Annotated in this window: 28 protein-coding genes and 1 pseudogene; 26 read left to right on the forward strand and 3 right to left on the reverse strand. The window is 44.0% G+C overall.

Annotation, left to right across the window (positions count from 1 at the left end; genetic code table 11):
• Nucleotides 1-588: an NAD(P)H oxidoreductase gene (locus MKY87_RS23695; RefSeq protein ID WP_340967540.1), complete on the reverse strand. Its 588-nt coding sequence runs from the start codon at nt 586-588 to the stop codon at nt 1-3.
• 246 nt (nt 589-834) lie between these two features.
• Between MKY87_RS23695 and MKY87_RS23700 the strand changes: the two genes are divergently transcribed.
• From MKY87_RS23700 to MKY87_RS23760, 13 genes and pseudogenes are all read left to right on the forward strand, one after another.
• Nucleotides 835-1,233 (forward strand): winged helix-turn-helix transcriptional regulator, encoded by a 399-nt coding sequence (locus MKY87_RS23700; protein ID WP_340966452.1) that lies wholly within the window; start codon nt 835-837, stop codon nt 1,231-1,233.
• On the forward strand, nt 1,230-1,724 hold the full coding sequence (locus tag MKY87_RS23705) for an NUDIX hydrolase (RefSeq protein WP_340966454.1): 495 nt from the start codon (nt 1,230-1,232) through the stop codon (nt 1,722-1,724). The genes MKY87_RS23700 and MKY87_RS23705 overlap by 4 nt, the downstream gene beginning before the upstream one ends.
• A 60-nt stretch (nt 1,725-1,784) precedes the next feature.
• Nucleotides 1,785-2,174 carry a hypothetical protein gene (locus MKY87_RS23710; protein ID WP_340966455.1) on the forward strand — a complete coding sequence of 130 codons (390 nt, stop codon included), beginning with the start codon at nt 1,785-1,787 and terminating at the stop codon, nt 2,172-2,174.
• Between the two features lie 121 nt (nt 2,175-2,295).
• Nucleotides 2,296-3,159, forward strand: coding sequence for a DUF4085 family protein (locus MKY87_RS23715; protein ID WP_340966456.1), 864 nt, complete (start codon nt 2,296-2,298; stop codon nt 3,157-3,159).
• Between the two features lie 329 nt (nt 3,160-3,488).
• The gene (locus MKY87_RS23720; RefSeq protein WP_017689822.1) at nt 3,489-3,704 is read left to right on the forward strand and encodes a hypothetical protein; all 216 of its coding nucleotides are present in this window, start codon (nt 3,489-3,491) and stop codon (nt 3,702-3,704) included.
• A 43-nt stretch (nt 3,705-3,747) separates the two neighbouring features.
• Nucleotides 3,748-4,296, forward strand: a complete 549-nt coding sequence (locus MKY87_RS23725) for an HAD-IIIA family hydrolase (RefSeq protein ID WP_340966458.1) — start codon at nt 3,748-3,750, stop codon at nt 4,294-4,296.
• A gap of 16 nt (nt 4,297-4,312) precedes the next feature.
• Nucleotides 4,313-4,786, forward strand: coding sequence for an NUDIX domain-containing protein (locus MKY87_RS23730; RefSeq protein ID WP_340966459.1), 474 nt, complete (start codon nt 4,313-4,315; stop codon nt 4,784-4,786).
• 78 nt (nt 4,787-4,864) lie between these two features.
• Entirely contained in the window at nt 4,865-5,728 is an 864-nt protein-coding gene (locus MKY87_RS23735; protein WP_340966460.1) for an aminoglycoside phosphotransferase family protein, read from the forward strand.
• Between the two features lie 18 nt (nt 5,729-5,746).
• Nucleotides 5,747-6,141: pseudogene (locus MKY87_RS23740) on the forward strand (MepB family protein).
• Nucleotides 6,142-6,400: 259 nt separating this feature from the next.
• On the forward strand, nt 6,401-6,817 hold the full coding sequence (locus MKY87_RS23745) for a MerR family transcriptional regulator (RefSeq protein WP_091033235.1): 417 nt from the start codon (nt 6,401-6,403) through the stop codon (nt 6,815-6,817).
• A 25-nt stretch (nt 6,818-6,842) separates the two neighbouring features.
• Nucleotides 6,843-7,814: an aldo/keto reductase gene (locus MKY87_RS23750; RefSeq protein ID WP_340966464.1), complete on the forward strand. Its 972-nt coding sequence runs from the start codon at nt 6,843-6,845 to the stop codon at nt 7,812-7,814.
• A gap of 317 nt (nt 7,815-8,131) precedes the next feature.
• Complete coding sequence (locus tag MKY87_RS23755; RefSeq protein WP_133384005.1) at nt 8,132-8,515, forward strand: hypothetical protein; 384 nt, start codon at nt 8,132-8,134, stop codon at nt 8,513-8,515.
• 142 nt (nt 8,516-8,657) lie between these two features.
• On the forward strand, nt 8,658-9,683 hold the full coding sequence (locus MKY87_RS23760; protein ID WP_091033228.1) for a hypothetical protein: 1,026 nt from the start codon (nt 8,658-8,660) through the stop codon (nt 9,681-9,683).
• Between the two features lie 137 nt (nt 9,684-9,820).
• Here the strand turns inward: MKY87_RS23760 and MKY87_RS23765 are convergent, their stop codons facing one another.
• Entirely contained in the window at nt 9,821-10,804 is a 984-nt protein-coding gene (locus tag MKY87_RS23765; protein ID WP_340966466.1) for a cation diffusion facilitator family transporter, read from the reverse strand.
• A 289-nt stretch (nt 10,805-11,093) separates the two neighbouring features.
• Here MKY87_RS23765 and MKY87_RS23770 point away from each other — a divergent pair, with 289 nt between their 5' ends.
• From MKY87_RS23770 to MKY87_RS23810, 9 genes are all read left to right on the forward strand, one after another.
• On the forward strand, nt 11,094-11,771 hold the full coding sequence (locus MKY87_RS23770) for a response regulator transcription factor (RefSeq protein ID WP_091035073.1): 678 nt from the start codon (nt 11,094-11,096) through the stop codon (nt 11,769-11,771).
• A complete protein-coding gene (locus MKY87_RS23775) occupies nt 11,768-13,144 on the forward strand; it encodes a sensor histidine kinase (protein ID WP_340966467.1) in 1,377 nt (458 codons plus the stop codon). Before MKY87_RS23770 ends, MKY87_RS23775 begins: the two co-directional genes overlap by 4 nt.
• A 67-nt stretch (nt 13,145-13,211) precedes the next feature.
• Nucleotides 13,212-14,342, forward strand: coding sequence for an ABC transporter permease (locus MKY87_RS23780; RefSeq protein WP_340966469.1), 1,131 nt, complete (start codon nt 13,212-13,214; stop codon nt 14,340-14,342).
• Nucleotides 14,339-15,016 carry an ABC transporter ATP-binding protein gene (locus tag MKY87_RS23785; protein WP_339785233.1) on the forward strand — a complete coding sequence of 226 codons (678 nt, stop codon included), beginning with the start codon at nt 14,339-14,341 and terminating at the stop codon, nt 15,014-15,016. The genes MKY87_RS23780 and MKY87_RS23785 overlap by 4 nt, the downstream gene beginning before the upstream one ends.
• A 163-nt stretch (nt 15,017-15,179) precedes the next feature.
• Nucleotides 15,180-15,740: an NUDIX hydrolase gene (locus MKY87_RS23790; RefSeq protein WP_339785230.1), complete on the forward strand. Its 561-nt coding sequence runs from the start codon at nt 15,180-15,182 to the stop codon at nt 15,738-15,740.
• 22 nt (nt 15,741-15,762) lie between these two features.
• Nucleotides 15,763-16,275 (forward strand): DUF4275 family protein, encoded by a 513-nt coding sequence (locus MKY87_RS23795; RefSeq protein ID WP_243391489.1) that lies wholly within the window; start codon nt 15,763-15,765, stop codon nt 16,273-16,275.
• Nucleotides 16,276-16,333: 58 nt separating this feature from the next.
• Nucleotides 16,334-16,927 (forward strand): DUF4304 domain-containing protein, encoded by a 594-nt coding sequence (locus MKY87_RS23800; protein WP_036610462.1) that lies wholly within the window; start codon nt 16,334-16,336, stop codon nt 16,925-16,927.
• A 42-nt stretch (nt 16,928-16,969) separates the two neighbouring features.
• A complete protein-coding gene (locus MKY87_RS23805; protein ID WP_340966473.1) occupies nt 16,970-17,977 on the forward strand; it encodes a phosphotransferase in 1,008 nt (335 codons plus the stop codon).
• 19 nt (nt 17,978-17,996) lie between these two features.
• A complete protein-coding gene (locus MKY87_RS23810; RefSeq protein ID WP_340966475.1) occupies nt 17,997-18,290 on the forward strand; it encodes an RNA polymerase alpha subunit C-terminal domain-containing protein in 294 nt (97 codons plus the stop codon).
• Nucleotides 18,291-18,309: 19 nt separating this feature from the next.
• On the opposite strand, the gene MKY87_RS23815 is transcribed toward MKY87_RS23810, so the two are convergent.
• Nucleotides 18,310-19,377, reverse strand: coding sequence for a hypothetical protein (locus MKY87_RS23815; protein WP_340966476.1), 1,068 nt, complete (start codon nt 19,375-19,377; stop codon nt 18,310-18,312).
• Nucleotides 19,378-19,613: 236 nt separating this feature from the next.
• Between MKY87_RS23815 and MKY87_RS23820 the strand changes: the two genes are divergently transcribed.
• The 4 genes from MKY87_RS23820 to MKY87_RS23835 all read left to right on the forward strand — a co-directional run bounded on the left by MKY87_RS23820 (nt 19,614) and on the right by MKY87_RS23835 (nt 22,313).
• A complete protein-coding gene (locus tag MKY87_RS23820) occupies nt 19,614-20,120 on the forward strand; it encodes a DUF2569 domain-containing protein (RefSeq protein ID WP_340966479.1) in 507 nt (168 codons plus the stop codon).
• A 120-nt stretch (nt 20,121-20,240) separates the two neighbouring features.
• A complete protein-coding gene (locus tag MKY87_RS23825) occupies nt 20,241-20,855 on the forward strand; it encodes a histidine phosphatase family protein (protein WP_340966480.1) in 615 nt (204 codons plus the stop codon).
• A 144-nt stretch (nt 20,856-20,999) separates the two neighbouring features.
• On the forward strand, nt 21,000-21,656 hold the full coding sequence (locus MKY87_RS23830) for a pyridoxine/pyridoxamine 5'-phosphate oxidase (protein WP_339785207.1): 657 nt from the start codon (nt 21,000-21,002) through the stop codon (nt 21,654-21,656).
• An 81-nt stretch (nt 21,657-21,737) separates the two neighbouring features.
• Nucleotides 21,738-22,313 carry a GNAT family N-acetyltransferase gene (locus MKY87_RS23835; RefSeq protein ID WP_339785204.1) on the forward strand — a complete coding sequence of 192 codons (576 nt, stop codon included), beginning with the start codon at nt 21,738-21,740 and terminating at the stop codon, nt 22,311-22,313.
• Nucleotides 22,314-22,353: the final 40 nt, after the last annotated feature.

The raw sequence follows: 22,353 nt of genomic DNA on the forward strand, positions 1-22,353 counted from the left end.
TCATGGAGTAGGAATATCGTTGGCATAGTTCAGTCCCAGGTGATGTGCATGGTTCAGCAGTGCCTCATAATGCTCAGGCTTGGATTCCAACGTTTCATATAAAAACTCAACCCTCGATTGGGACACGCCGCAGTAATCGGCAATACCCACATTGAGCAAATTGGCAATCGATTCACCATAGTTGCGCTTGTGCATTTGTTCTTCCGTCACACCCGAAAGAGAGAGCCACAATATCTGCTGATGAGGGAGCTTATTAGCGCCATAGGCAAATCCGTTGTTCATGACACGATCTACATAACCTTTCAACATGGCTGGCAGATGCCACCACCAGAGAGGAAACACAAAAGCGACAGCATCGTGTTTCTTCAACCGCTCCATCTCCGTCTCAACCTCAGGCGAGAATACCTGATTTTCTTGGGTATAGTCAGGTTCATCCATCTCTCGGAGAATCGGGTCGAATCCAATCCCATGCAAATCCAATATCTCATAACCGTGACCAGCTTCGGTAAGCCCCTGTGCAAAACGTTGAGCTACCTGAAAGGTCAAGGAGTCTTTTCTTGGGTGGGATACTACAACGAGTACGTTCATCTTATCTTTCACTACCTTTCTGGATTGCAGTATTGTAGCCATAAATCAGTGGCTGATGCTATTATAAACAGGTATGAAAACATCTGGAAGTACGCACTTTGATGTTCTATAGGAAGAATGAAGTGCTATAGGAACATTAAAGTACCCTAAATGGATGCCTCGAAATAGGCTCAAATAGTAGAAAAAAGAGCAGTAAAAAGATTATATTTTCACTTGGGATACAGCCTGATCATGGAGGGGTTCAGAATGACGGAACATGGAGAAACGAGTGCTCCAAAAAAATATAAAGTAGGCGTGGAAGCGGCCTTGGAAGTGATGGGCGGGAAGTGGAAGCCTTTGATTATTTATCATTTGATGACTGGACGGAAACGCACGTCAGAGCTTCGACGATTAATACCCGACATTACGCAGAAGATGCTGACAACGCAGCTCAGAGGTCTGGAAAAGGATGAGATTGTGCAGCGCAAGGTATATTCCGAGGTTCCTCCCAAAGTAGAGTACGAGTTAACGGACTACGGCTGGGGACTCAAGCCTGCTTTGGATCATTTATGTTACTGGGGAGAAGATCATTTGGACAAAATCCACGGGGATAAGTTTAAAGTGTTGGAGGACTTCGATTCGGAAGAGAAGGGGGCGAGAAATTGAATGGTGCAGAGCACGTGAAACAGGCAGTTCCCATCCGTTGTGAAGGCGTAGCTGTAGTTCTGTTAAAGAAGAGCCTCGATCAATACCGTGTACTGATGCTGAAACGGGCTGGTCGTATGTTGCATAATGAATGGTGTTATGTTGGCGGCGGTATAGAGCAGGGCGAGAAGGCATGGGAAGCTGCACTCAGAGAGGTTCACGAGGAAACAGGTATTACGGAAGTACGGTTGTATTCTGCCAATCAATTCGAACAATATTATTCACCCATGGGGGAGTATATCTATACCGCACCCGTATTCGTAGGATATGTAGATGAAGGCCAGCCTGTCCGGTTAAATCATGAACATACCGAGTACCAATGGATGACGTTTGACGAGGCCAAGGAAAATGCGGCATTGCCCGGCATTGATGATATTTTGGATTTTGTTGAAAAACATTTTGCCAGAAAAACCCCTTCCGAGTGGCTTCGGATTAATGAAGAGAATAATTAGGAGATGGAACTCATCACGTACAAGACGATTTATCCAAGAGCATGGTTGAGCCTATTATGTATGTTGGTCATTGAAACTATACTTTTAAGGGATGGTATTTACAATAAAAATGGGATTTGGAAGTACTCCCTGATCGCTCTATTGACCTATATTCTGGTTTATATCGTTTTCCTGATCTGGCGGTTATTTTTCACTAAACCCAGTATTACGCTGGAGAGCGATCATGTGATTTCTATGAAACATCAGAGATATGATGCATCTCAGATTGAGTGTATTTATATGAATTACAGACGGATTGGCATCAAACTCTATGGTAAACGGTTAGTGCCGATGGATCTATGTTTTTACTTTCAACGAGGTCAGGAGTCCGCAGGCGTAGAAGCTGTGCATGGATGGGCGGCGCGAAACGACAAAGAGATCAAACATAAATTGTTTCAAACCTTGGGGTAGAACAGTGTGTTTGTTGAGTATAAGGGATCGTTGAGGAGGTGCAGCTTAATTCTTGTCACAAATTAAAAAGGTCTTTGCTTAATAGCAAAGTAGATTCTATAAATCAACAGGAGAGATGCCCATGAGATATCTAACGAAAGAATGGTATGAGCTTTGTCAGCAGACACATCTTCATTTTGGTTTAAGAGTACATAACGGAGCTTACGAGTCAGATGAGAATCTATTTTTAAGGCTGTATAAAAGAAAGGAAAAAGCACATGTGAAGCAGGAGCGAGAGCTATATAACTTGGACCCACGTTTCATGCTGGAGCATGATGGTCAAGTACTTACTCGCGTAGACAAAGCTTTCGGTGAGGAAGAAGTGACTGAAGAGGATCAGATCGTATTTCACATGCCTCCGGAAGAACGAGAGCATATCGAGAAACTCATTGCAGAATATGATGTACGTCCTCCTTTTGATGAGAAGAAATGTAAGGAAGAGTACAAAGAATCGATGGAGTGGAATTTTCAATACAAGGCGGAGAATTTGCCACAGGAAATCGTTGAACAAATTGCGGATATCCGTGTCTTTACGTTGGGTTATTGCACGAGAGAAGTTATGCTCCAGCTGAATAAACAGAGTGCAGAGAATAGAAGAGAAATGGAACGCATATCGAAAGAATTTAGAGAAGTGATGCTGGCACAGGATATTCCCGATGAAATACATAATCGGGTTCAATTTCATGATTGTACAGTGACGGAACTGCCGACAGGGGATGAAGTGGTCATTCGTTTTGACACCCGTGGGGGCTTCACCAACATAAATAAACTCACGCTCGTTGCGCCGGAAATCCTTAAGCAAGACGGTGGGATTGTAGGCAGTTACTGGCTGTATCAAGAGCTGTATCGGATCGATAACGGATATGAGCTTCATGTTCTATTTGGTGGAGAAAATATGCCTGAATTGATTGTGCGCTGTGCTGACATTCTTGTAGAGGTAGAATGAGAGAGGCCAAGAGGATGAATATGGAGGGAATAGAGATGGAATGGACCACCAGTACGTTTGGTTATTTATCTACTCCCGTATTTGTCGTGGGCATTGCATTTTACTTCTTTCCTGATTTTCTATACAAAATATTTGTCCTGATGAGATATCGAAAAATTAAACCGAATTACGAGTTTGAAGATACCCTCCCAATAGTGATATCCCTAAACATATCGAAATAATATTAAAAGCAATAGGCACCATTATGGTTATCCTGGGGATTATATGGTTTTGGTTTTCAGAAGAGTTTTATGACTTATTATTTTGACAGCAAGGAGTTGGACACCATTTTGGAATTTATCTGGGCTTTAGTGATCTCAATTATAAGTTTAATTGTCGTTCTTATCTTTGCTGCAATTGTACGGTATGCGATAGATTCATCCAAAACATCGAAAAAGCTGGATGTATTGATCAAAGAAGTACACTATCTAAAAACTGAAATTAAAAAATTGCAACACCATAAACAGCAAGATGGTAGCAAGCATATTATCGATGAGAAAGTATAGATGAACGACACGACTTGAAATTTTTCTAAGAAGGGAACAGACCATGATGAAACCACAGGGAAACGTACAAGCTGTTTTTATAGACAGAGATGGAACAATCGGTGGTACAGGTCATTTTATTCATCCAAGAGATTTCAGATTATACCCCAATGCTCAAGAAGCAATTTTGCTTTTGAAACGAGAAGGAATTATGGTACTGGCTTTTACGAATCAATACCGAATCTCACGTGGAGAAGCAAGTGTTGAGGATTTTGAAGAGCAATTTCGCGAGTACGGATTCGATCACTCCTATATATGTCCGCATGAGCAAGAATGCAGTTGCAGAAAGCCTAAACCCGGAATGTTATTACAGGCATCAGAGGAACTCGGTCTGGATTTATCCAAATGTATCGTTATTGGAGATGTAGGAGACACAGACATGCTTGCTGCCCATGCCGTAGGAGCAACCAAGATCATGGTGAGAACAGGCTGGGGGGAATCTTCATTAACCCAATTCAGAGACAAATGGGCGGAGACCGAACCTGATTATATCGCAGAGGATATTTGGGATGCCGTACAATGGATCATGCATGGAAGGGAATTCAGAGAATAAAAGGAGGTAACTGTTTATGGGCATGTCAGACTATTACAAAAACCTTAGGGACAAGATTGGCAACGAGCTTATTTTTATGCCGGGTGTAGCTGGGATTATCCGAAATGAACAAAGGGAGATTCTGTTCGGTCGTAAACATAACGAATCAACCTGGGGGCTGATTGCTGGAGCAATTGAGCTTGGTGAGACACCGGCGCAAGCGATGGTGAGAGAGGCACTGGAAGAGACAGGTCTAATTGTTGAACCCGAGAAGATTATCGGAGTATACGGGGGGGAAGCCAGACGGTTTACATACAGCAATGGTCATCAGGTTGAATATTTAACTATCGTATTTGAATGCAGGATCCAATCTGGGCAACTTACGCCCGATAATGAAGAGATGAAGGATTTGCAGTTTTTCCCCGAGGATCAGCTTCCACCCATGGCAAACCAGTATCCAGATTATATTTTTAGTTCCAATCAAGAAGAACGAGCCCATTTTGAAAGATAACCCACTGTGCAATTGGAATCTAAACTCACCTTAGGTTTACCAAATGAATCAAGATCCAAGTTATATGAGGAGAACCATATGTTAATCAATCCAACGATAAATGAGATCAATAACTTATTCAATATGTATCATATCAATGAAGAAATATGTGAAATTCAACGTTTGTCAGGCACCACAGCTGGACGTGTTTATCGGTTGAGTACAAGTCTGAATAAGCACTATATTTTAAAATCAGATGAACCCGAACAGATTCACATCGCTCAGCAGTTTTTGGATACGTATAAGAATTCTTCGTTATTGCCTGAAGTTTTGTTGACTGATCGGGACAACACTTATCTAATTTACTCCTATATTGAAGGCACAACTCATTTCAACCGTGGACTGAAGAGAGAATGGTTAACTCGTCTGGTGAAAGAGCTGTTCAATACATATGTGCGTTCTTCAGATACGAAATCATGGGGCAGAATGGAGTTCCCACAGAGGACATGGAAAGAATTCAATCAGATTAGTATTCAAGAAGCCAAGATGAATATCGGAAGTATTTTAACGACAGATGATTATAATCTGGTTCAATCCAAAGTGGATCGTCTTTTTCGTGAGGAAGAAGAGAAGTTTCTTTTACATGGCGATACGGGGGTTCATAATTTTGTATATGATCAAAATGAACTCATCGGCGTTATTGACCCATCTCCAATGGTTGGACCTATCGTCTATGATTTCTTGTATGCTTTTAGCTCTTCGCCAGATGATATCAACACCGAAACATTATTTGCTACGTTCGAACTTTTAGAGCAAGTAGATATGGATAAATCCAGATTGATAGAGGAAGCTCTGGTCCATCTGTATTGCCGAATTGGGCTGAGTAACAAGCATCATCCGGATGATCTGCCTGAGTATTTAAAGGCATGGAATGAATGGAAAAGACTATGTCAGGGATGGTAAAATAGTAAAGTTTTCACCTTGAATTCTTTCTCCATTCGATTTCGCGTCGCCAAAACCACGCCAACCAAGGTTGGACAATTTGTTACCCTATGGCAGCGGAGTGAGGATGGATCGACACAGCCATATGATGTATCAGATCCAGCAGATATGTATGTCATTAGTACGCGCTCAGGTAGCCATTTGGTCAATTTGTATTTCCAAAGCATGTATTGTTACAGCGAGATATCGTATCGGATCAAGGCAAAGGTGGCAAGCGCGCCATACGTGTATATCCGCCCTGGGATAAGCCAACAAGTAAACAGGCTCTAAAAACGCAGCAATGGCAGCTGGAATACTTCTTGGAAGTACCTTTTACCGAACCATTGAACTGTGATCAAGCCAGGGTACTTTATGCTACTGAACGATTAAAGTAAGTGAAATAATTGCTCAGATTCCCCAAGTTTTTTTCTCCGAATCCCAGCTTTTCACCCGATCTTTTCGACATATCTCCTCTATTCGTTATTTCCCAGTACCGAAGCGTGTGCTATGTCCTCCATTTGTTAAAAATAGTGAACATCAGTGAATTTAATTTTTTTGAAATTAGTGCTTGCCTTAATGTGAACATTAAGCCTTAGGATGTAAAAGAACCGGCCAATACATTCCACAAATGAACATAAAGGAGGAGTCAGCATTATGGCTTTCTCGATAAAAGAAGCTTCGGAGCGGCTGGGTTGTCCTGCACATAAAATTCGTTACTACGAGAAGGAGGGACTGCTCCCTTACATTCAACGGGATCAACATGGAAATCGGATGTTCGAGGAAGAACATCTGGATTGGATGCGACTGATGTCCTGTTTCCGGGCAACGGGGATGAAAGTATCTACACTGAAACATATGGTTAGTCTGGCGCTGGATGGTGACTCAACGATTCCACAACGGAAAGCGATCCTTCACGAATATAAAGAAGAATTACATCGCCGCCAACTTGAAATTGCCGAAGCACTTGCAGCGGTGAATAACAAATTGACCATCTATGAAGACATAGAAACAGGAAAGCTTCCATCAGAGAGCAAGTTGCTAGACCAAATGGAAAGCATCGGTAAAGACTAATATTAACGGATGGAGAGATGGAGAAATGAAGCAAAGAGTGCTGGGAAATAGCGATATCATCGTATCTTCGATTGGACTGGGAGTTATGGGCATGTCTCCGGGGATGTACGGGGAAACCAATGATGAGGAGTCAATGAAGACCATACATCACGCGCTGGAGATTGGCGTTACACTGCTAGATACAGCAGATGTGTATGGGAACGGTCATAATGAGGAACTACTGGGGAAAGCGCTGAAGGGACGTCGGGATCAGGCCATTATTGCTACCAAATTTGGATACACTCCGAACTATGAAACGTTGAATGGCCATCCGGATTACGTGAAAAAGGCTGTAGAAGCAAGTCTTCGCCGGCTGAATACAGACTATATTGATCTATACTACCAACACAGGGTAGATCCTCAGATTCCGATTGAGGAAACCGTTGGTGCGATGGCTGACTTGGTTAAAGAGGGAAAAGTCCGCTGTCTTGGCTTGTCGGAAGCATCGGCTTCCACTTTACGTCGGGCACACGCCATTCATCCGATCTCTGCGTTGCAGAGTGAATATTCCCTGTGGAGCAGGGATATTGAGGACGAGATTCTACCAACTGCGAGAGAATTGAATATTACTCATATTGCATACAGTCCATTGAGCAGAGGGTTTATCTCAGGTGAGATACGGACATTCGAGGATTTGGATGTTAATGATCTGCGCAGATATATGCCGAGGTTCCAAGGAGACAATTTCGCCAAAAATGTAGAAGTTGTGGATAAAATCAAAGAGATCGCGATGGAGAAGAGTTGTACGCCTGCGCAATTGGCTTTAGCTTGGACCATGGCTAACAACGCATTGCCGATTCCGGGAACGAAACGAATCAAATATTTGGAGGAAAACGCGAACGCTGCAACGATTGAACTGACACCTGATGACTTAGCTCGTATTGAAAAGGTAAGCCCCAAAAATGAAGTCCATGGAACACGTTATATGAAAGAAATGATGACTCAGCTTAATGGGTAAATAATGTTTTTATAAGTTATTATCCGTAGCAACGTAGTTGCTCAGTAAAATACAATATAGAATACAAATAGAGACTCTCCTTTAGTGAAAGTCTCTATTTGTATTGATTTCCAATCGAGAGACATGAATGTTGAAAGCGGACAGGCAGGGGAGTCTAAAAGGCAAAAAAGAAAGTATGATTTAGTGGAATATCCTGTATAATTTAGAGAACAGTCATGTTTACCTTTCTGTAGAGAAAGAAGGATCTGCGATTGGAAAATAAGGTATCTTTATTATGGTAGTGATTTTACTGCCACTTTGAATACTGGAGTGTGGTCATGATCGTATTAGCGTCAGCAATAGCATTTACCATCCTGATCCTAATCGTGATTCTCTTTCAGGTTGCTTTAGCGGTAGGTGTGCCCTGGGGAGAGTACGCCATGGGTGGAAAGTTTCCCGGGAAATACCCCATTTCCATGCGTTTTGCCTGTATAGTTCAGATTGCAATTTTAGCATTCATGGGTATCATTGTTCTAAGTAAAGCAGGATTGCTTTGGCCTCAGTTGTCTGTTTTTGCAGAGACAGCGATCTGGTTTATCGTCGCGTATTTAGTACTTGGGACGATTTTGAATCTGATTACGAGAAGTGTATGGGAACGAAGAATCTGGGCGCCCGTAACGTTGTTGATGCTGGTAGCGAGTATAATGGTTGCCATTTCATAACAATGAGCAACAAAGAAATATATAAAACTAGAGCCCTGGCATGTATGCCAAAGGGCTCTATTAATCACTGCCGCTCCTCATTTATACTAATGACAGTTTAACCCTTACATAGAGAAGATCAACGGAGAGGAGCGGTTTTATTATGCCGATCTACTACTACTTTGTAGCAGTTTTATTAGTTGTAACAGTCTATTTGGTTCGACGTAAGCTCAAGATTTTCCGTCCAGCAGGAAGACGCAGGAAACAGACGAAAGTTACGTACAGACGAAAAAAAGCACCATTGAATCTAGGACTTCGAGAAGAAGTCTCCTATCAACAAACCATTCTTCAATTGGAGAAGAGTTACAATAAGCATTTTGCCAACAAACTCAAGATCCGAATTCAACAGGAATATCCTCAGATGAAAACGATGGAGTATCGGTGGAAATTGATAGAGCTTAAGCGATATTTCATTATGGCTTCATTACTTAAGCAGGTGCCCATGTTCAGTGATGAAGTTGATGATTTGTGGCATGAGATGCTGATGTTTACGAAATCTTACGCTGATTTTTGTGCAGAATTCATGGGTTCCACGGTGCACCATGAGCCGGCAATCACCCGCCGCGAAACGCCAGGAGCACGTGCATGGTTTGACTGGGTGTACTGTCAATTATTCGAGTTCACTCCCTACAGTGCTGCAATCTGGGGTGATTTTTTCACTTACCCATTATCCAGTGATGTACAGAAGCTGATCGCACAGGGAGATCAATCCGAACTGGTGAATGAACTGTTTCATGCCAGACGCATGCAGGAGGAGCCTGAAGCTGCTCAGGTGATTGCCTACTTGATTGATCAACTACATAGATGCGCAACTCTAAGTGAAGAAGAGCTATCTCCAGCATCTTCCGGAAGTAGCGATGTAGCTCTCGTCATGGCTAGCGCCATGGTGTATTACTCCATGCATAACGAGGCAACATATGGGCTACACATGGGCCGGCTAGAGCAGGAAATTCTTCCGCAGGAAAAGGCAGCCTATGGTTCCTCGTCAAGTAGTGGTTGCTCGAGCAGTTCCAGCTGTTATGCGGATCAATGTACTGACAGTAGTAGTTCCTCTGGAGGATCCGGATCATCCTCCGACTCTTCTTGCAGCTCTTCCAGCTGTTCATCTTGTGGTGGTGGCGGAGATTAATGAAGTCTGCAAGCCAGGAATGTGTTCATCCAGCAATAGGACAGGCCATAAAATTATAAAATTAAAAACAGGGCGTTCCCTTCACCGGGGAATCTGCCCTGTTTTCGTTTAGAAGCAACTAATATTTGTTACCCATCTCAATGGTGATGATGTGCGTGAGCATCTGGTGCGTCGCCTTTGACGGTACATAGTACCGAGGTGTCATGCAGATGTTTCTCGGACTCCACTTGGAGCGTCACATGTTTGATTTCTTTATGCTCCAGCATATGTTCAATCTTCTGAACCAGGATCTCGGATGCATAAACATCCATCGTTCCATCTACCACGATATGAGCGGTCAGTGCGTTCAGGTTACTGGTGATAGACCAGACGTGCACATCGTGTACGCCTTTGACGCCATCGACTTGTTTAATAGTCTGCACCAGGTCATTCACATCCACATTGGCCGGAGTTCCTTCCATCAAGATGTGCAGGGATGATTTGGTGACAAAGAAACCACTTCGCAATACCAGTGCTGCGACAATCACACTCGCCAGTGGATCGGCCCAACCCCAGCCGAAGAACATCATGAGCAGGGCTGCCGCAATGGCCCCGACCGATCCCAGCATGTCGCTGATCACATGGAGATAAGCACCACGCATATTCAGGTTATTCTCTGTATCGCTACCACGCATCATGATCCAGGCCACCAGAATATTGATGAGCAATCCAATGACGCTGATGATTAACATGCCTACGGTTGCGACTTCTGGTGGGTGGATAAAACGCCCAATCGCTTCGTAGAAAATGTAGAGTGCAATGGCGATTAACGTAATTCCGTTTAAAGTAGCGGCCAAAATTTCAAATCTTCTGTAGCCGTAGGTTTTGCCGGTATTTACTGCTTTTTCACCAAAGGTGAATGCCAGCAAAGCGATCCCGAGCGCAATGGAGTCGGACAACATATGGCCTGCATCCGAGATGAGCGCGAGACTGTTGGTGATGAATCCACCAACGGCTTCAACGATCATATAGATGGTAATAATAATGAAGGAAAATAACAGGACTTTCTTATTATTGGTTGTGTGAGCGTGGTTGTGTCCATGATCGTGCCCTTGGTTCTGATCGTGATGATGTCCGGACATATAAAATCCTCTCCTTTGGAGCCTTGCTCCGTTATGTAATATGATCTTGTGTGGAATATAGATGATTCTTGGCTTGTTTGATCACCTACAAATGAATATATGAGCGCTTGTTCATATGTCATGAATTTATTATAGTTCTGCCTCTTAGTAGTGTCAACCAGATTTAAGAAAATATAAACATGTCCAGGCTATCCCCGCGCATGTGCTGGCGAATGAGATTGCTTTTATGCTACCATCTGTGCAGGATCAAAGTGAGATGTACTCGTTACATAGAAGGGCGGACAACCATATGAAACATCTGCTGCTGGCAGACGATGATGCCAATATTCGAGCACTCCTGCGGCATGTAATGACCAAGGAAGGGTATCGGGTTCATGAAGCGCAGGACGGACTGGAAGCGGTCAAACTGATGCAAGAAACACCGATCGATCTGGCAATCTTAGATGTGATGATGCCAGGCATGGACGGACTGGAGTTATGTGATTACATTCGACAGCACTACGACATTCCCATTATGCTACTGACGGCACGCGATCAGCTATCTGACAAGAGAGTTGGTTATCTGAAAGGAACAGATGAATATGTGACAAAGCCATTTGAACCGGAAGAACTGGTCTATCGGGTAAAGGCGTTGTTTCGTCGGTACCATCGCACATCCAGCGATATCATCCGTATGAACCGGATTGTCATTGACCGTAACAATGTTGAGGTTACGGACGGGCAATCCATTCTCTTTTTGCCGATGAAAGAATTTGAATTACTCTCACAGCTTGCCCAGTTTCCGGGCCGTTTGTTCTCGCGGGATGAACTCATTCGGCTCGTATGGGGAGCAGATTACGAAGGAGATGACCGTACCGTTGATGTACACATCAAGCGATTGCGTGATCGGTTTGCCGATTATACGGATGATTTCGTCATCCAAACGGTCCGGGGCATTGGTTACAAGATGGAGGTGAAAGCACCGTGAGGACCTTGTACGTCCGAGTATTCCTCATTACGATTGCGGTGATTGTGGTCAGCGGCATGCTCGGTTTCCTTTTGTCGAATATCTACTATCATGCAAAGCTCAAGGATTTTAATGATGAGAAGCTGGTGGGCATTGCGACGCAAATGAAACAGTTTGTGGAGCAGCAACCCGGCACGATGGAGCAGTATTTGAACAATGCCGCCGCACTTGGGTACGAAATCTATGTGACGGATGGAAGAGGCAACGACCAATTCTACGGCCGCGAATTCCGTGAAAAAGATCTGGACAAGCAAGCTGTGGAACTGGTGCTGAATGGTCAGGTATACCATGGCGTTGCCCAGTTTCCAAGCAAACCGTTCATCACTGGGTTCTTTGATAATCAATTAAGTAACACCGTGGGTGTTCATCTACAGTTGGGCAATGCGAATTATGCTCTCTTTATACGTCCGGATGTAATTCTGCAATTCGGTGAGCTGCGAATCTTTTTTGCGCTGATTGGAGCATTTACGATAGGTATTAGTATCCTGATCTTTCTGATCAGTACACGTTATCTGGTTAATCCGATTGAACGTCTGTCCGAGGCGACCAAGCGCATTGCGCAAGGAAAATATAATCTGAAATTGCCTACCGCAAGGCGTGACGAGATTGGACAGCTGGCCCAGCATTTCATGACTATGAGTCGTGAATTGGAGAGGGTCGATCAGGCGCGGCAGCAGTTTGTATCCAACGTATCGCATGAGATTCAATCACCGCTGACCTCGATTCAGGGTTTTGCCCAATTAGTTGCGGATCGGGATCTGCCTGAACAGGAAAGAGAGCACTATGCATCGATCATTGAGGAGGAGAGCCGTCATCTCTCTTTGCTCAGCAAACAACTGCTACTCCTGTCCTCCCTAGAACAAGGCAACGAAGATCTGTCGAAAGTAAAGTTCTCTTTGCGAGATCAATTCCGGCAAGCGGTTCAGGTGCTGCAATGGCAACTCGAAGAAAAAGAACTGCTGCTTCGGATATCAGTGCCCGAATCCATTCAATTGGTCGGCAATGAAGTACTGCTCATGCAGGTGTGGATGAATCTGTTGGGAAATGCAGTGAACCATCTGCCACAGGGAAGAAGCATCGAGATTCATGCCGAGCAGACGGATAACCAGTGTGTGATTCAGATTCGGGATACAGGAGACGGAATTGCAGCGGAGCATCTGCCTTTCCTGTTCGATCGATTCTATCGGGTGGACCGTGCGCGGGAACGTTCTTCCGGACGAACCGGGCTTGGACTTGCCATTGTGCAGAAAATTATCCGAATTCATGACGGTACAATCGAGGTTTCCAGTTCGCCTGACGGTACTGTCTTCACTGTGACCCTTCCGCAGATGTAATCTGTTATTCATTTGCCGTTCATTTTCGCCTCCTATACTTGGGTTATCAAGAGGGAGGTCACAGAACATGTACTTGGCTATTCGGGAAATGAGGTATGCCAAAGGGCGGTATGCCTTAATTGCTACAATCATGGTGCTGGTTTCATTTCTGGTACTGTTTGTTACAGGTCTTGCACAGGGGCTGGCGTATGATAACGCAGCTTCGGTCAAAAATATGGCAGCAACCCACTTTGTGCTGGAACAGGATTCGAATCATCGGTTTACCCGGTCACAAGTGGATCAGGATCAGCTTAATCAAGCTCGCTCCGTAGTGGGGCAAGAGAACGCTGAACCACTGGGTGTGAAAATGACAACTGTCAGTCCAACGGGCGACACAAAAAAGATCGATGTCACGCTGTTCATGGTTAATCCGGAAGGTTGGCTTGCTCCAACCGTTACCGAAGGATCTCCGATTACGGATCAGACAAAAGGGCAGGTTGTGGTGGACCATAAGTTGTCTGAATCTGGCGTCACGATTGGCACCGTTCTGGTCGATCAAGCTTCGGGAACGGAGTGGACCGTTGGTGGATTTGTACAAAATGAGTCCTTCAGTCACTCCCCAGTGGTGTTCCTAAATGAACAGGAATGGCTTACACTTCAAGGAGTTTCACGAACTTCGCAAGGTTCAGCAGACACCAATGCCAATGCTCCGATATACAATGCTATTGCGATTAAGGATGGGGGCGATCAGGTAGACCGCCTGAGTGCTGCGATGCCTAATACGGAAGTCATCACAAAGTCGGATGCCGTATCGGCCATTCCTGGATATAAGGAAGAACAGGGATCGTTGCTCATGATGATCGCTTTTCTATATGTCATCTCGGCGTTTGTGCTTGCGGTATTCTTCTATGTCATCACGATTCAGAAAACGAGTCAGTTCGGCATATTAAAAGCCATCGGAACGCGGAATGGTTATCTGGCGGGTAGCGTTTCTTTGCAAGTCTTGGTCTTGTCGGTTGGTAGTCTGGTCATTAGTGTACTGTTGGTTCGACTGTTCGAGTCCATCTTGCCAGCATCAATGCCATTTCAATTAGGTTTTTCCACCCTCGCACTGACCTGCGTATTATTCATACTCATGTCTGTGGCGGGTTCATTGTTCTCGGTGTGGAAGGTTACCAAAATTGATGCACTTGATGCGATTGGGAGGACTGCAGCATGAGAAACCGATTGGTATTACAAGGAATTACACAGACCTTTGAAGATGGTGGCAGTAAACGGACGATTCTGGACAAGTTGGACCTTGAAGTTGCTGAAGGAGAACTTGTGGCTGTGATGGGGCCTTCCGGCTCGGGCAAAAGTACATTTCTGTCTATTGCAGGCGCACTTCTCGAACCGACGGAAGGACAGGTTCTGTTGGACGGAGCAAGTGTTATGGGTAAAAGCAAACAGGATATATCCGATATGCGGCTACAGCAGCTTGGTTTTATATTTCAAAGTGCCAACCTTATTCCTTATCTGAAAGTAGAAGAACAACTCATGGTCGTTGCAAAGCTCGCCGGAACGGATAAAAACAAGGCGGAGAAACGAGTGGATGAGTTGTTGGATACGGTAGGGTTGACCCATCGGCGGAAGGCGTATGCGGAGAAGCTGTCTGGCGGGGAACGTCAGCGGGTCGCCATTGCACGGGCCTTGATGAACGATCCGGCTGTTCTGCTGGCGGATGAACCAACAGCAAGCCTGGATGCGGAGCGAGGGCTGGATATTGTCGGCATGATTGCACGGCTCGTAAAGGAGCAGGGCAAGAGTGCAGTGATGGTCACGCATGATGAGCGGATCTTGCCGCTCTGTAGCCGGGTTCTTTTTTTGGAAAATGGGAAACTGGTGCAGCACTAGAAGGAGAATGGCCTGAGAGTCTGGAGAGAACACTGTTCCAAGGCTTAAGTGGAGAGATCGTAAGAAGGGGTCACATATTCCCGGTGGGAAGGTGGCCTTCTTTCTTTGTTTGCGACTATAATTGGAAGAATAGTGGATTTTACATAGAGAGGAACAGATGCGGATGAGCAGCTTAAATGCAGAACAATTCCCGGCACTGAGTACGTCGATTCATTGGGGGATTATTGAGGCAGAGTTCAGATTAAACGACATCGTGGATGAAAATCTGGTGAGTAATATTAGCATCATTCCATTTGTTGGGGATCAATGTGTCGTCTTTCAACTGGATAATGGAGACTGGGAGCTGCCCGGAGGCACGCTTGAAGCAGGTGAGCATTACATGGATGGACTGAAGCGCGAACTGATGGAGGAACTTGGGGCAGAAATGCGGTCCTATCAGATTTTTGGCCAATTCCACTGTACATCCAGTGCGTTGGAACCGTATCGACCACATATCCCGCATCCCCATTTTGTACGAATCATCGGATATGGAGATGTTGAACTTGTCGGTGATCCGCTGAATCCGGAAGATGGCGAGCAGGTGGTTGCAGTTGAAGTGGTAGAGATTAATGAAGCGATCCGAAGATTCCAGGAACAGAACAGACATGACATTGCGGAGATGTACAAACTGGCTTATGTACTGCGAAATGAAGCTAAACAGTCAGGCAAGGACCAGGTATTCTAATTCCAGATAGCCTACGGAGGTAATGATGATTCGAGATAAAATTAACGAGCTGCTGGATGCGTTACCCGAAATGGAACTGAACCGAGCATATTGGGGGATTGAGCGTATCCATCAGGAATATATGTTCAAGAAGAAATTGCAGGATAAGGGGGTTGTCGTATCCGAACTGTATGAGGAATCCGAAGGGATTGTACAGCAATGGGACAGCGTATTTGCCCATAATATCGATGATGTGGTCAAAGAGTCTATCCATTATAGCCAGTACAAGTGGCATATGTTCAGTTATGAACAACAGAAATGTCTGACACATGATGAAGCACGAGATGCTTTCGATGCCGAGCCGAAAGATGAAGTATATGTGATGTATGAAAGTGGTGGTTGGGTGCTTTTATACGAAAACGCGAATCGGGTCATTGCAGCGGATTTTGATTCGGAGCAGGATATCTATATCTTCGACCGAGCGTTTACATGGACGTACGTGTATACGCACGAATCCATGTGTGGCCCTTATTTTTATAAAATAGAACAAGCATGATTCTGAACAAAAAAGGGTAACAACGAATTAAATAAACTTTGCCTTGGGAGTGATATCAATGCAGGAACTTTTTAAGAAGATCATCAAAACAGACGTCAAACCCGTATTTGCCAAACACGGCTATTCGAAGAAAAATCTGAATTTCTACAAAGCGGATGGAAACCTCGCATATAAGTTCAACATTCAAAGAGCAAAGTATAACACCAGTAGACAAGTCCAGTTTTATGTTAATTGTGGTGTTCATTCCACCGAACTTGCGGAGTTGCATTCCGTTGGATTGAATGGAGACATATTGGAGTTCACATCTCATTTTACCTGCCGAATCAGAGAAATAGCCCCTTCCGCTCCGGCCCACTATACCTTAACGCCTGATATCGATCCAGACGCTTTATCGAAAGAACTGGTGTCACATTTGGAAGAGGGTATGTCATTCTTACACTCGCTAACAGGGGCCAGAGATATAGTCCATTATTATATGGATAAGACAGCGCTACATTTAAGCGAAGTAACCTTCCGTTTCCTGCTAAAAGCCGGCGATACGGAAGAAGCCAAGCATTATTTACAGCAACTGCACGCCAAATACGGAGCCGAAAAGCGCTGGACGATATTAGAAAAGAAATATGCAGCCGTTTTTGCCGAGTACGGAATGTAAGCTTTGCTCCAGACAAATAGCCAAAATGAGAGGGGATAACATATGAACGATACTCAATATAATTTAAATTTTGAGAAACTGTGTAATGAATTACAGCTTGGTGAATTGATCAGTTCGCCCAAACCGATTTCAGGTGGACTTCTTCATCGAATGTACGCCATTGAAACGACGCAAGCTAATTATGCAGTTAAGGCATTGAATCCCCAGATCATGATACGACCTGCTGCTGTGCAAAATTATATTAATTCAGAAAAAATAGCAGACGTGGCAGCTGAACATATCCATGCTCAACCTGCAAAAAGGTTAAAGGGTGCTTCTATACATAACATTGATAATCAATTCTATCTAATATTTGATTGGATTGAGGGTCAATGTTTGAAACAAGATGAAGTTACTATCAATAACAGTTCTCTGATGGGAACGATCCTTGCAGATATCCATAAAACGGATTTTAGACAACTAGAATTGGATAGTCCACAGGCGACTAATTCTAAAAAAATAGATTGGATGTTTTATCTGAACAAAGGAAAAAATGAGAATTCGGAATGGATTGAGATTTTGGATTCTAATATCAATAAGCTGTATGAGTGGAGCATGAAGGCTAAGAATTCATCTTCAATGCTAGCATTCAATAAAGTGATTAGTCACAGAGATCTGGAGCCTAAGAATGTGATGTGGAGACAGGGCATACCTATTATTATAGATTGGGAATCGGCAGGTTATATTAATCCGATGCATGATCTGGTAGAAACAGCTGTGTATTGGTCAGTAGATAGCGCTGGAAGTATAAACAAGGAGAGGTTCTTGGCTTTCATAGCTGGATATGAGAAGAGAGTGGGTAGTCTAACAGCGAATTGGGAAGTGGTTCTGGATAATGGTTTTGCTGGAAAGTTGGACTGGCTCGAGTATAGTCTTAAACGGTCACTGTCGATTGAATGTACGGACGTAGAGGAACAGTTAGTAGGAACATCACAAGTCATTTGGACTTTAGAGGCTTTAAAACAATACGAAAATATGATTTCAGATATTAAGATCTGGTTGAATACTTAAATTAGGGGGAGACACCCAAATGACAAACGATAAAGGAACACTCAGAACATGCGAACAAGGACATTCGTATTATAAAAAAAGTGAATGCCCAACCTGTCCAACGTGCGAAGCTGCACGTAAGCCGACAGAGGGATTTCTAACCTTGTTGTCAGCTCCCGCCAGACGTGCCTTGGAGAATGAAGGGATTACAACACTAATGCAACTTACGGAGTACACGGAGAAAGAAATCCTGATGCTGCATGGAATCGGGCCATCTGCCATGCCTAAACTGCGGAACGCATTGGAAGAAGAGGGATTGTCTTTTAAGAAATAACCCTCTTCACCCCTGTCATTTAATCCAAACCAGAAGCGGATGTAATCTCCTCCATCGTTACCCGATACAACAAGTTACTTTCACTAAGTAGCAGACGATGTTGGCGAAAATCCTGCCGTGCCTGCTTGAAGGGCTGACCATCTTCATTTAGCAAATCAATCTTCTGCCCCTTGCTCAATCTACCGGGTTTCTCCATTTTCTTAAGCACAAACGTTCCATGTTTACCGTACCCGGCATCAAACAAGAAATGATAACCATCCGTACTGAAGCCAGAGGAACCGGAGATGTCTGGATTCATGAATGTAACGTCGGGTTCACTGATGCCCCCTGAGATACAACCGAGTTCAAAATCGGTATAGAAGTAGAACCAGACCTGCTTCTCATCCACCACATTGAGTGCGTAACAATCTGCAATGTCAGCTGCGCGGTTTTCGTACACTTTATTACCGAGCTCATCCCAGGCCAACAGACCGTTTGATCCGATTGGATCGCTCCATCCGTAGTTACCAAATACCCCTTCATCGAAGTAACTGGTCCAGATCGTTCCCTTCTCTGTGACCTGTACACTTTGGATACCGTCTCCCAACAGAAACTCGCGAATTGTATTTCCGTCCAGATCACACACTTTGGCATTCAGATCAAACTTTTCATTTCCGTAATTCGCACATCGTGCTCCGACGAGCAGCAGATGATCATGTAATGGTTGTACGTAATGATAATTAAACGTCTGCCCCCAGATGACAACTTCCTCGATAGTTTGATCTGTCACAATAAGCACTTTGTACGTATAGCTTTGCTTCAATTTACTTTGGACGAACATACCTCGCTCTCTTTCCGGGATCTGATTCATCAACAACACATAGACAAGGCCATCACCGCCCCACTGGGTGGAAACGATATCGAAGCCTTCGACATAATTTGAAATATCGGCAAAAGGCAGAAGTTTTACTTTGGGATTGGTCATATCCATCTCCTCCTTTGTAGTCAAATGCAGAGTCACCACCTGCATCTGTATAAGAGGATTATGACGTACGTGTACTTTGCTGAACATGGTGGAAGTATAGCGAAGGTCTTCTTTGGCTTTCATAGTGTATGAGTACGATGTTTTAAAATGGCTGCTTCGTACTTGACACTCGTAGTACAATAAGGAAGTTGTGTAAAATTCTATATAAAAGAAGGATGGAGAGGTACCTATAAGGAGAGTGTGAGAGTACATACAACGCACGTAAAGTAGGGTGAAAGATTTATCCGTAGATTCAATTGGCAATATTACAAGGAAGACTCATCTCAGAAAGACAAAACTGATTAAGGAAGTGTTATTAAGTGGAACCACATATTCAAGAGCAAAAGACAGACTACCGTCCACTAGGCGTTTCGGGCTTAGGTGGTTGGCTGATTCTCACCCAGATTGGATTATTTCTTACGGTGATTTTCCTGGCGATCCAATTGGTTCTGTATTGTTTGCCCATGCTTACAACAGAGACTTGGGGGCTGCTAACTTCGGAGCAATCTGAATATTATCACCCGTTATGGGGACCAGTCGTTATTTTTGAAACAGTATATAACACGCTCTTTTTAGTGTTTGGTATTTATACGATCATTGCTTTTTATAGCAAAAAATCGATCTTTCCTCGTCTTATGATCATGTTTTATAGTGTCAGTCTAGCCGTGAGTATCATTGATTATTTATTGTTGCTTCAGATTCCGATGGCAAGAGAACTTGAGGATGGAAGCTCGTTAAGAGATATTGGCAAGTCGGTACTTACTTGTGCCATATGGATTCCTTATTTTATCAAATCCGAGCGAGTTCATAACACATTTGTAAGATAAATGGTAAGCAGGAAATGCCCGATCTTGGATAGAAGCTATCTGAGGTCGGGTTTATTTGATACATACGAAAGTCGTTATAGATGAAAGTTAACCTGTTCAATGTGAAAAGGAGGAGAGATCTTGAAAATTTATCTGGTAAGGCATGGGATGGACGAGGAAGGATATCGAGGCGGATGGAGTGAGCGTGGACTTACGGAACAGGGGATCAATCAATCCAGGAAACTGGGAGAGCATTTGCATCATCATGCTGAGGAGTACAACATACATACGATTATTAGCAGTGATCTTCCTCGTGCAGTACAGACAACACGGGAAATGGAGAAGAAATTACATATGCAGGCTAGCTTAATGAAAGATTGGCGGGAGATGAATAACGGAGATATGGCAGGCATGCTCCATAAGGATGCTGAAGAACATTACCCGGGAGTTTATTTCAACACCCTTGAGATGGATTCATCTTTTCCAAGAGGAGAAAGTCCAAGGGATTTTTATAACCGGATAAGCACATCTTTCGAGAGTCTTCTTAGAGATATAGAGGAACAAACAGTCAAGTCCAATGTTCTGTTAATTACTCACGGCGGAGTGATTAATATTCTGTATTATCTGCTTGAAAATAGAGAGTGGAGCAATAAGTCCAGTTTTTATCCCATGGACAACACCAGTGTACATACCGTTGAAAAGGGAAGGCATGGTTGGAAACTTAGCAATGCAAATGTGTTGAGTCATCTAGATTAGTTGTTTGATATGTCTAACGGAATGGGTGAACCACGGATGCTCTTGGGTATTTATTTTGAAGAAGACAATGATCTGCTTACATGGGAAGCGGAGAGTAAAGGATAAAAATAAACGAATAGTTAAATAAAAGAAGGAGGCGATGGCATGACTGATCAACCCATTGAACTGTTACAACATTTGAAGTCTTTATCTGGACCATTTCCAACGTGGGATATGGGGCAGTTGCCGGAGCGGCCAGGGAAACTATTTTTGGATTGGTTAAGATTGGCGGTTGAGAACGAAGTGAAAGAACCTCATGCCATGACGATCTCGACTGTGGATCACGACGGTTACCCTGATGCGCGGGTGTTGATTTTGAAAAACGTAATTGACGAAACGTTTTATTTTGCCTCCAGTTCGGAGAGCCGAAAAGGGCAGCAGTTGAAGGAGAACCATCATGTGGCTCTCACCTTCTACTGGCCTTCCCTTGGAAGACAGATTCGGATAAGGGGAATTGCCGAAGATTGTGGAGATGAAGCGGGCGCTAATGATTTCCGCAAACGTTCAGCTGGAGCGAGAGCAGTTGCCATGACAGGACATCAGAGTGAGGTTTTGGATAGCGAGGAAGTACTGGATCGTTCCATCGAAGCTCAGAAAGTAAGGATAAGTCATGATCCCGGTGTCGTTACACCTAATTGGCGTTTATATGCCGTGAATGCACAAGAGGTGGAATTTTGGCAGGGAGATTCGGAGCGCAAGCATGTACGAGTCCGATATTCGATGCAAGATGGGCAGTGGAATACACTCAGGTTGTGGCCTTAATTTTAGAACAGATGAGCTAGGCAATACGGACCGAACCGCTGTGTGTTTCTTTTTCCTAACAATCTGAGGGAGGATAAATTTATGAAAACGATTGAAAGTTTCTTCGAACCATTTCCCGTGTTGGAAACCGAACGGACGTTACTCCGACCTCTTACCTCTGATGATCTGGAGGATATGTACAGTTACTGCGTTGTACCTGCTGTATCGGAGTTCACCACTTGGGACGCGCATCAGAGCATAGAAGACACCAAGGCTTTTTTGGATTTTGTCATGAGTCGCTATGAGACGGATCTAATAGGCCCATGGGGGATTGAAGATAAACACACCAATAGGCTGATTGGTAGTTGTAACTATCTAGGATGTGACAGCGATAACAGGAGAGTTGAGCTGGGATATGTATTATCTGATCAATTTTGGAATCAAGGCTACATGACCGAGGTAGTGAAACGAATCATCCAATTTGGATTTGACGAAGTGGGGCTCGAGCGAATCCAGGCCAGATGTTTAGTGGAAAACACAGGTTCCGCCAAGGTCATGGAGAAGGCAGGCATGCAATTCGAAGGTGTGCTGAGGAAATACATGAAGGTGAAAAATGAGCTTCAGGATCTGAAGATGTATGCTATCGTAAAAGAAGACTTCTATACTCGTATTAAATAAAGAATGTATTTTTGAAAGGGTGATCGAGGTTGAACAAAGG

The sequence above is a fragment of the Paenibacillus sp. FSL R7-0198 genome, from assembly GCF_038000415.1.
Classification (GTDB): domain Bacteria; phylum Bacillota; class Bacilli; order Paenibacillales; family Paenibacillaceae; genus Paenibacillus.

Coding starts and splice junctions, on each gene's coding strand:
- MKY87_RS23810 (WP_340966475.1), top strand. CDS start 17,997: ATGACAAACGATAAAGGAACACTCAGAACATGCGAACAAGGACATTCG.
- MKY87_RS23800 (WP_036610462.1), top strand. CDS start 16,334: ATGCAGGAACTTTTTAAGAAGATCATCAAAACAGACGTCAAACCCGTA.
- MKY87_RS23785 (WP_339785233.1), top strand. CDS start 14,339: ATGAGAAACCGATTGGTATTACAAGGAATTACACAGACCTTTGAAGAT.
- MKY87_RS23830 (WP_339785207.1), top strand. CDS start 21,000: ATGACTGATCAACCCATTGAACTGTTACAACATTTGAAGTCTTTATCT.
- MKY87_RS23770 (WP_091035073.1), top strand. CDS start 11,094: ATGAAACATCTGCTGCTGGCAGACGATGATGCCAATATTCGAGCACTC.
- MKY87_RS23790 (WP_339785230.1), top strand. CDS start 15,180: ATGAGCAGCTTAAATGCAGAACAATTCCCGGCACTGAGTACGTCGATT.
- MKY87_RS23795 (WP_243391489.1), top strand. CDS start 15,763: ATGATGATTCGAGATAAAATTAACGAGCTGCTGGATGCGTTACCCGAA.
- MKY87_RS23700 (WP_340966452.1), top strand. CDS start 835: ATGACGGAACATGGAGAAACGAGTGCTCCAAAAAAATATAAAGTAGGC.
- MKY87_RS23815 (WP_340966476.1), bottom strand. CDS start 19,377: ATGAAAGCCAAAGAAGACCTTCGCTATACTTCCACCATGTTCAGCAAA.
- MKY87_RS23835 (WP_339785204.1), top strand. CDS start 21,738: ATGAAAACGATTGAAAGTTTCTTCGAACCATTTCCCGTGTTGGAAACC.
- MKY87_RS23735 (WP_340966460.1), top strand. CDS start 4,865: ATGTTAATCAATCCAACGATAAATGAGATCAATAACTTATTCAATATG.
- MKY87_RS23765 (WP_340966466.1), bottom strand. CDS start 10,804: ATGTCCGGACATCATCACGATCAGAACCAAGGGCACGATCATGGACAC.
- MKY87_RS23780 (WP_340966469.1), top strand. CDS start 13,212: ATGTACTTGGCTATTCGGGAAATGAGGTATGCCAAAGGGCGGTATGCC.
- MKY87_RS23730 (WP_340966459.1), top strand. CDS start 4,313: ATGGGCATGTCAGACTATTACAAAAACCTTAGGGACAAGATTGGCAAC.
- MKY87_RS23805 (WP_340966473.1), top strand. CDS start 16,970: ATGAACGATACTCAATATAATTTAAATTTTGAGAAACTGTGTAATGAA.
- MKY87_RS23760 (WP_091033228.1), top strand. CDS start 8,658: ATGCCGATCTACTACTACTTTGTAGCAGTTTTATTAGTTGTAACAGTC.
- MKY87_RS23755 (WP_133384005.1), top strand. CDS start 8,132: ATGATCGTATTAGCGTCAGCAATAGCATTTACCATCCTGATCCTAATC.
- MKY87_RS23715 (WP_340966456.1), top strand. CDS start 2,296: ATGAGATATCTAACGAAAGAATGGTATGAGCTTTGTCAGCAGACACAT.
- MKY87_RS23750 (WP_340966464.1), top strand. CDS start 6,843: ATGAAGCAAAGAGTGCTGGGAAATAGCGATATCATCGTATCTTCGATT.
- MKY87_RS23695 (WP_340967540.1), bottom strand. CDS start 588: ATGAACGTACTCGTTGTAGTATCCCACCCAAGAAAAGACTCCTTGACC.
- MKY87_RS23725 (WP_340966458.1), top strand. CDS start 3,748: ATGATGAAACCACAGGGAAACGTACAAGCTGTTTTTATAGACAGAGAT.
- MKY87_RS23745 (WP_091033235.1), top strand. CDS start 6,401: ATGGCTTTCTCGATAAAAGAAGCTTCGGAGCGGCTGGGTTGTCCTGCA.
- MKY87_RS23710 (WP_340966455.1), top strand. CDS start 1,785: ATGTTGGTCATTGAAACTATACTTTTAAGGGATGGTATTTACAATAAA.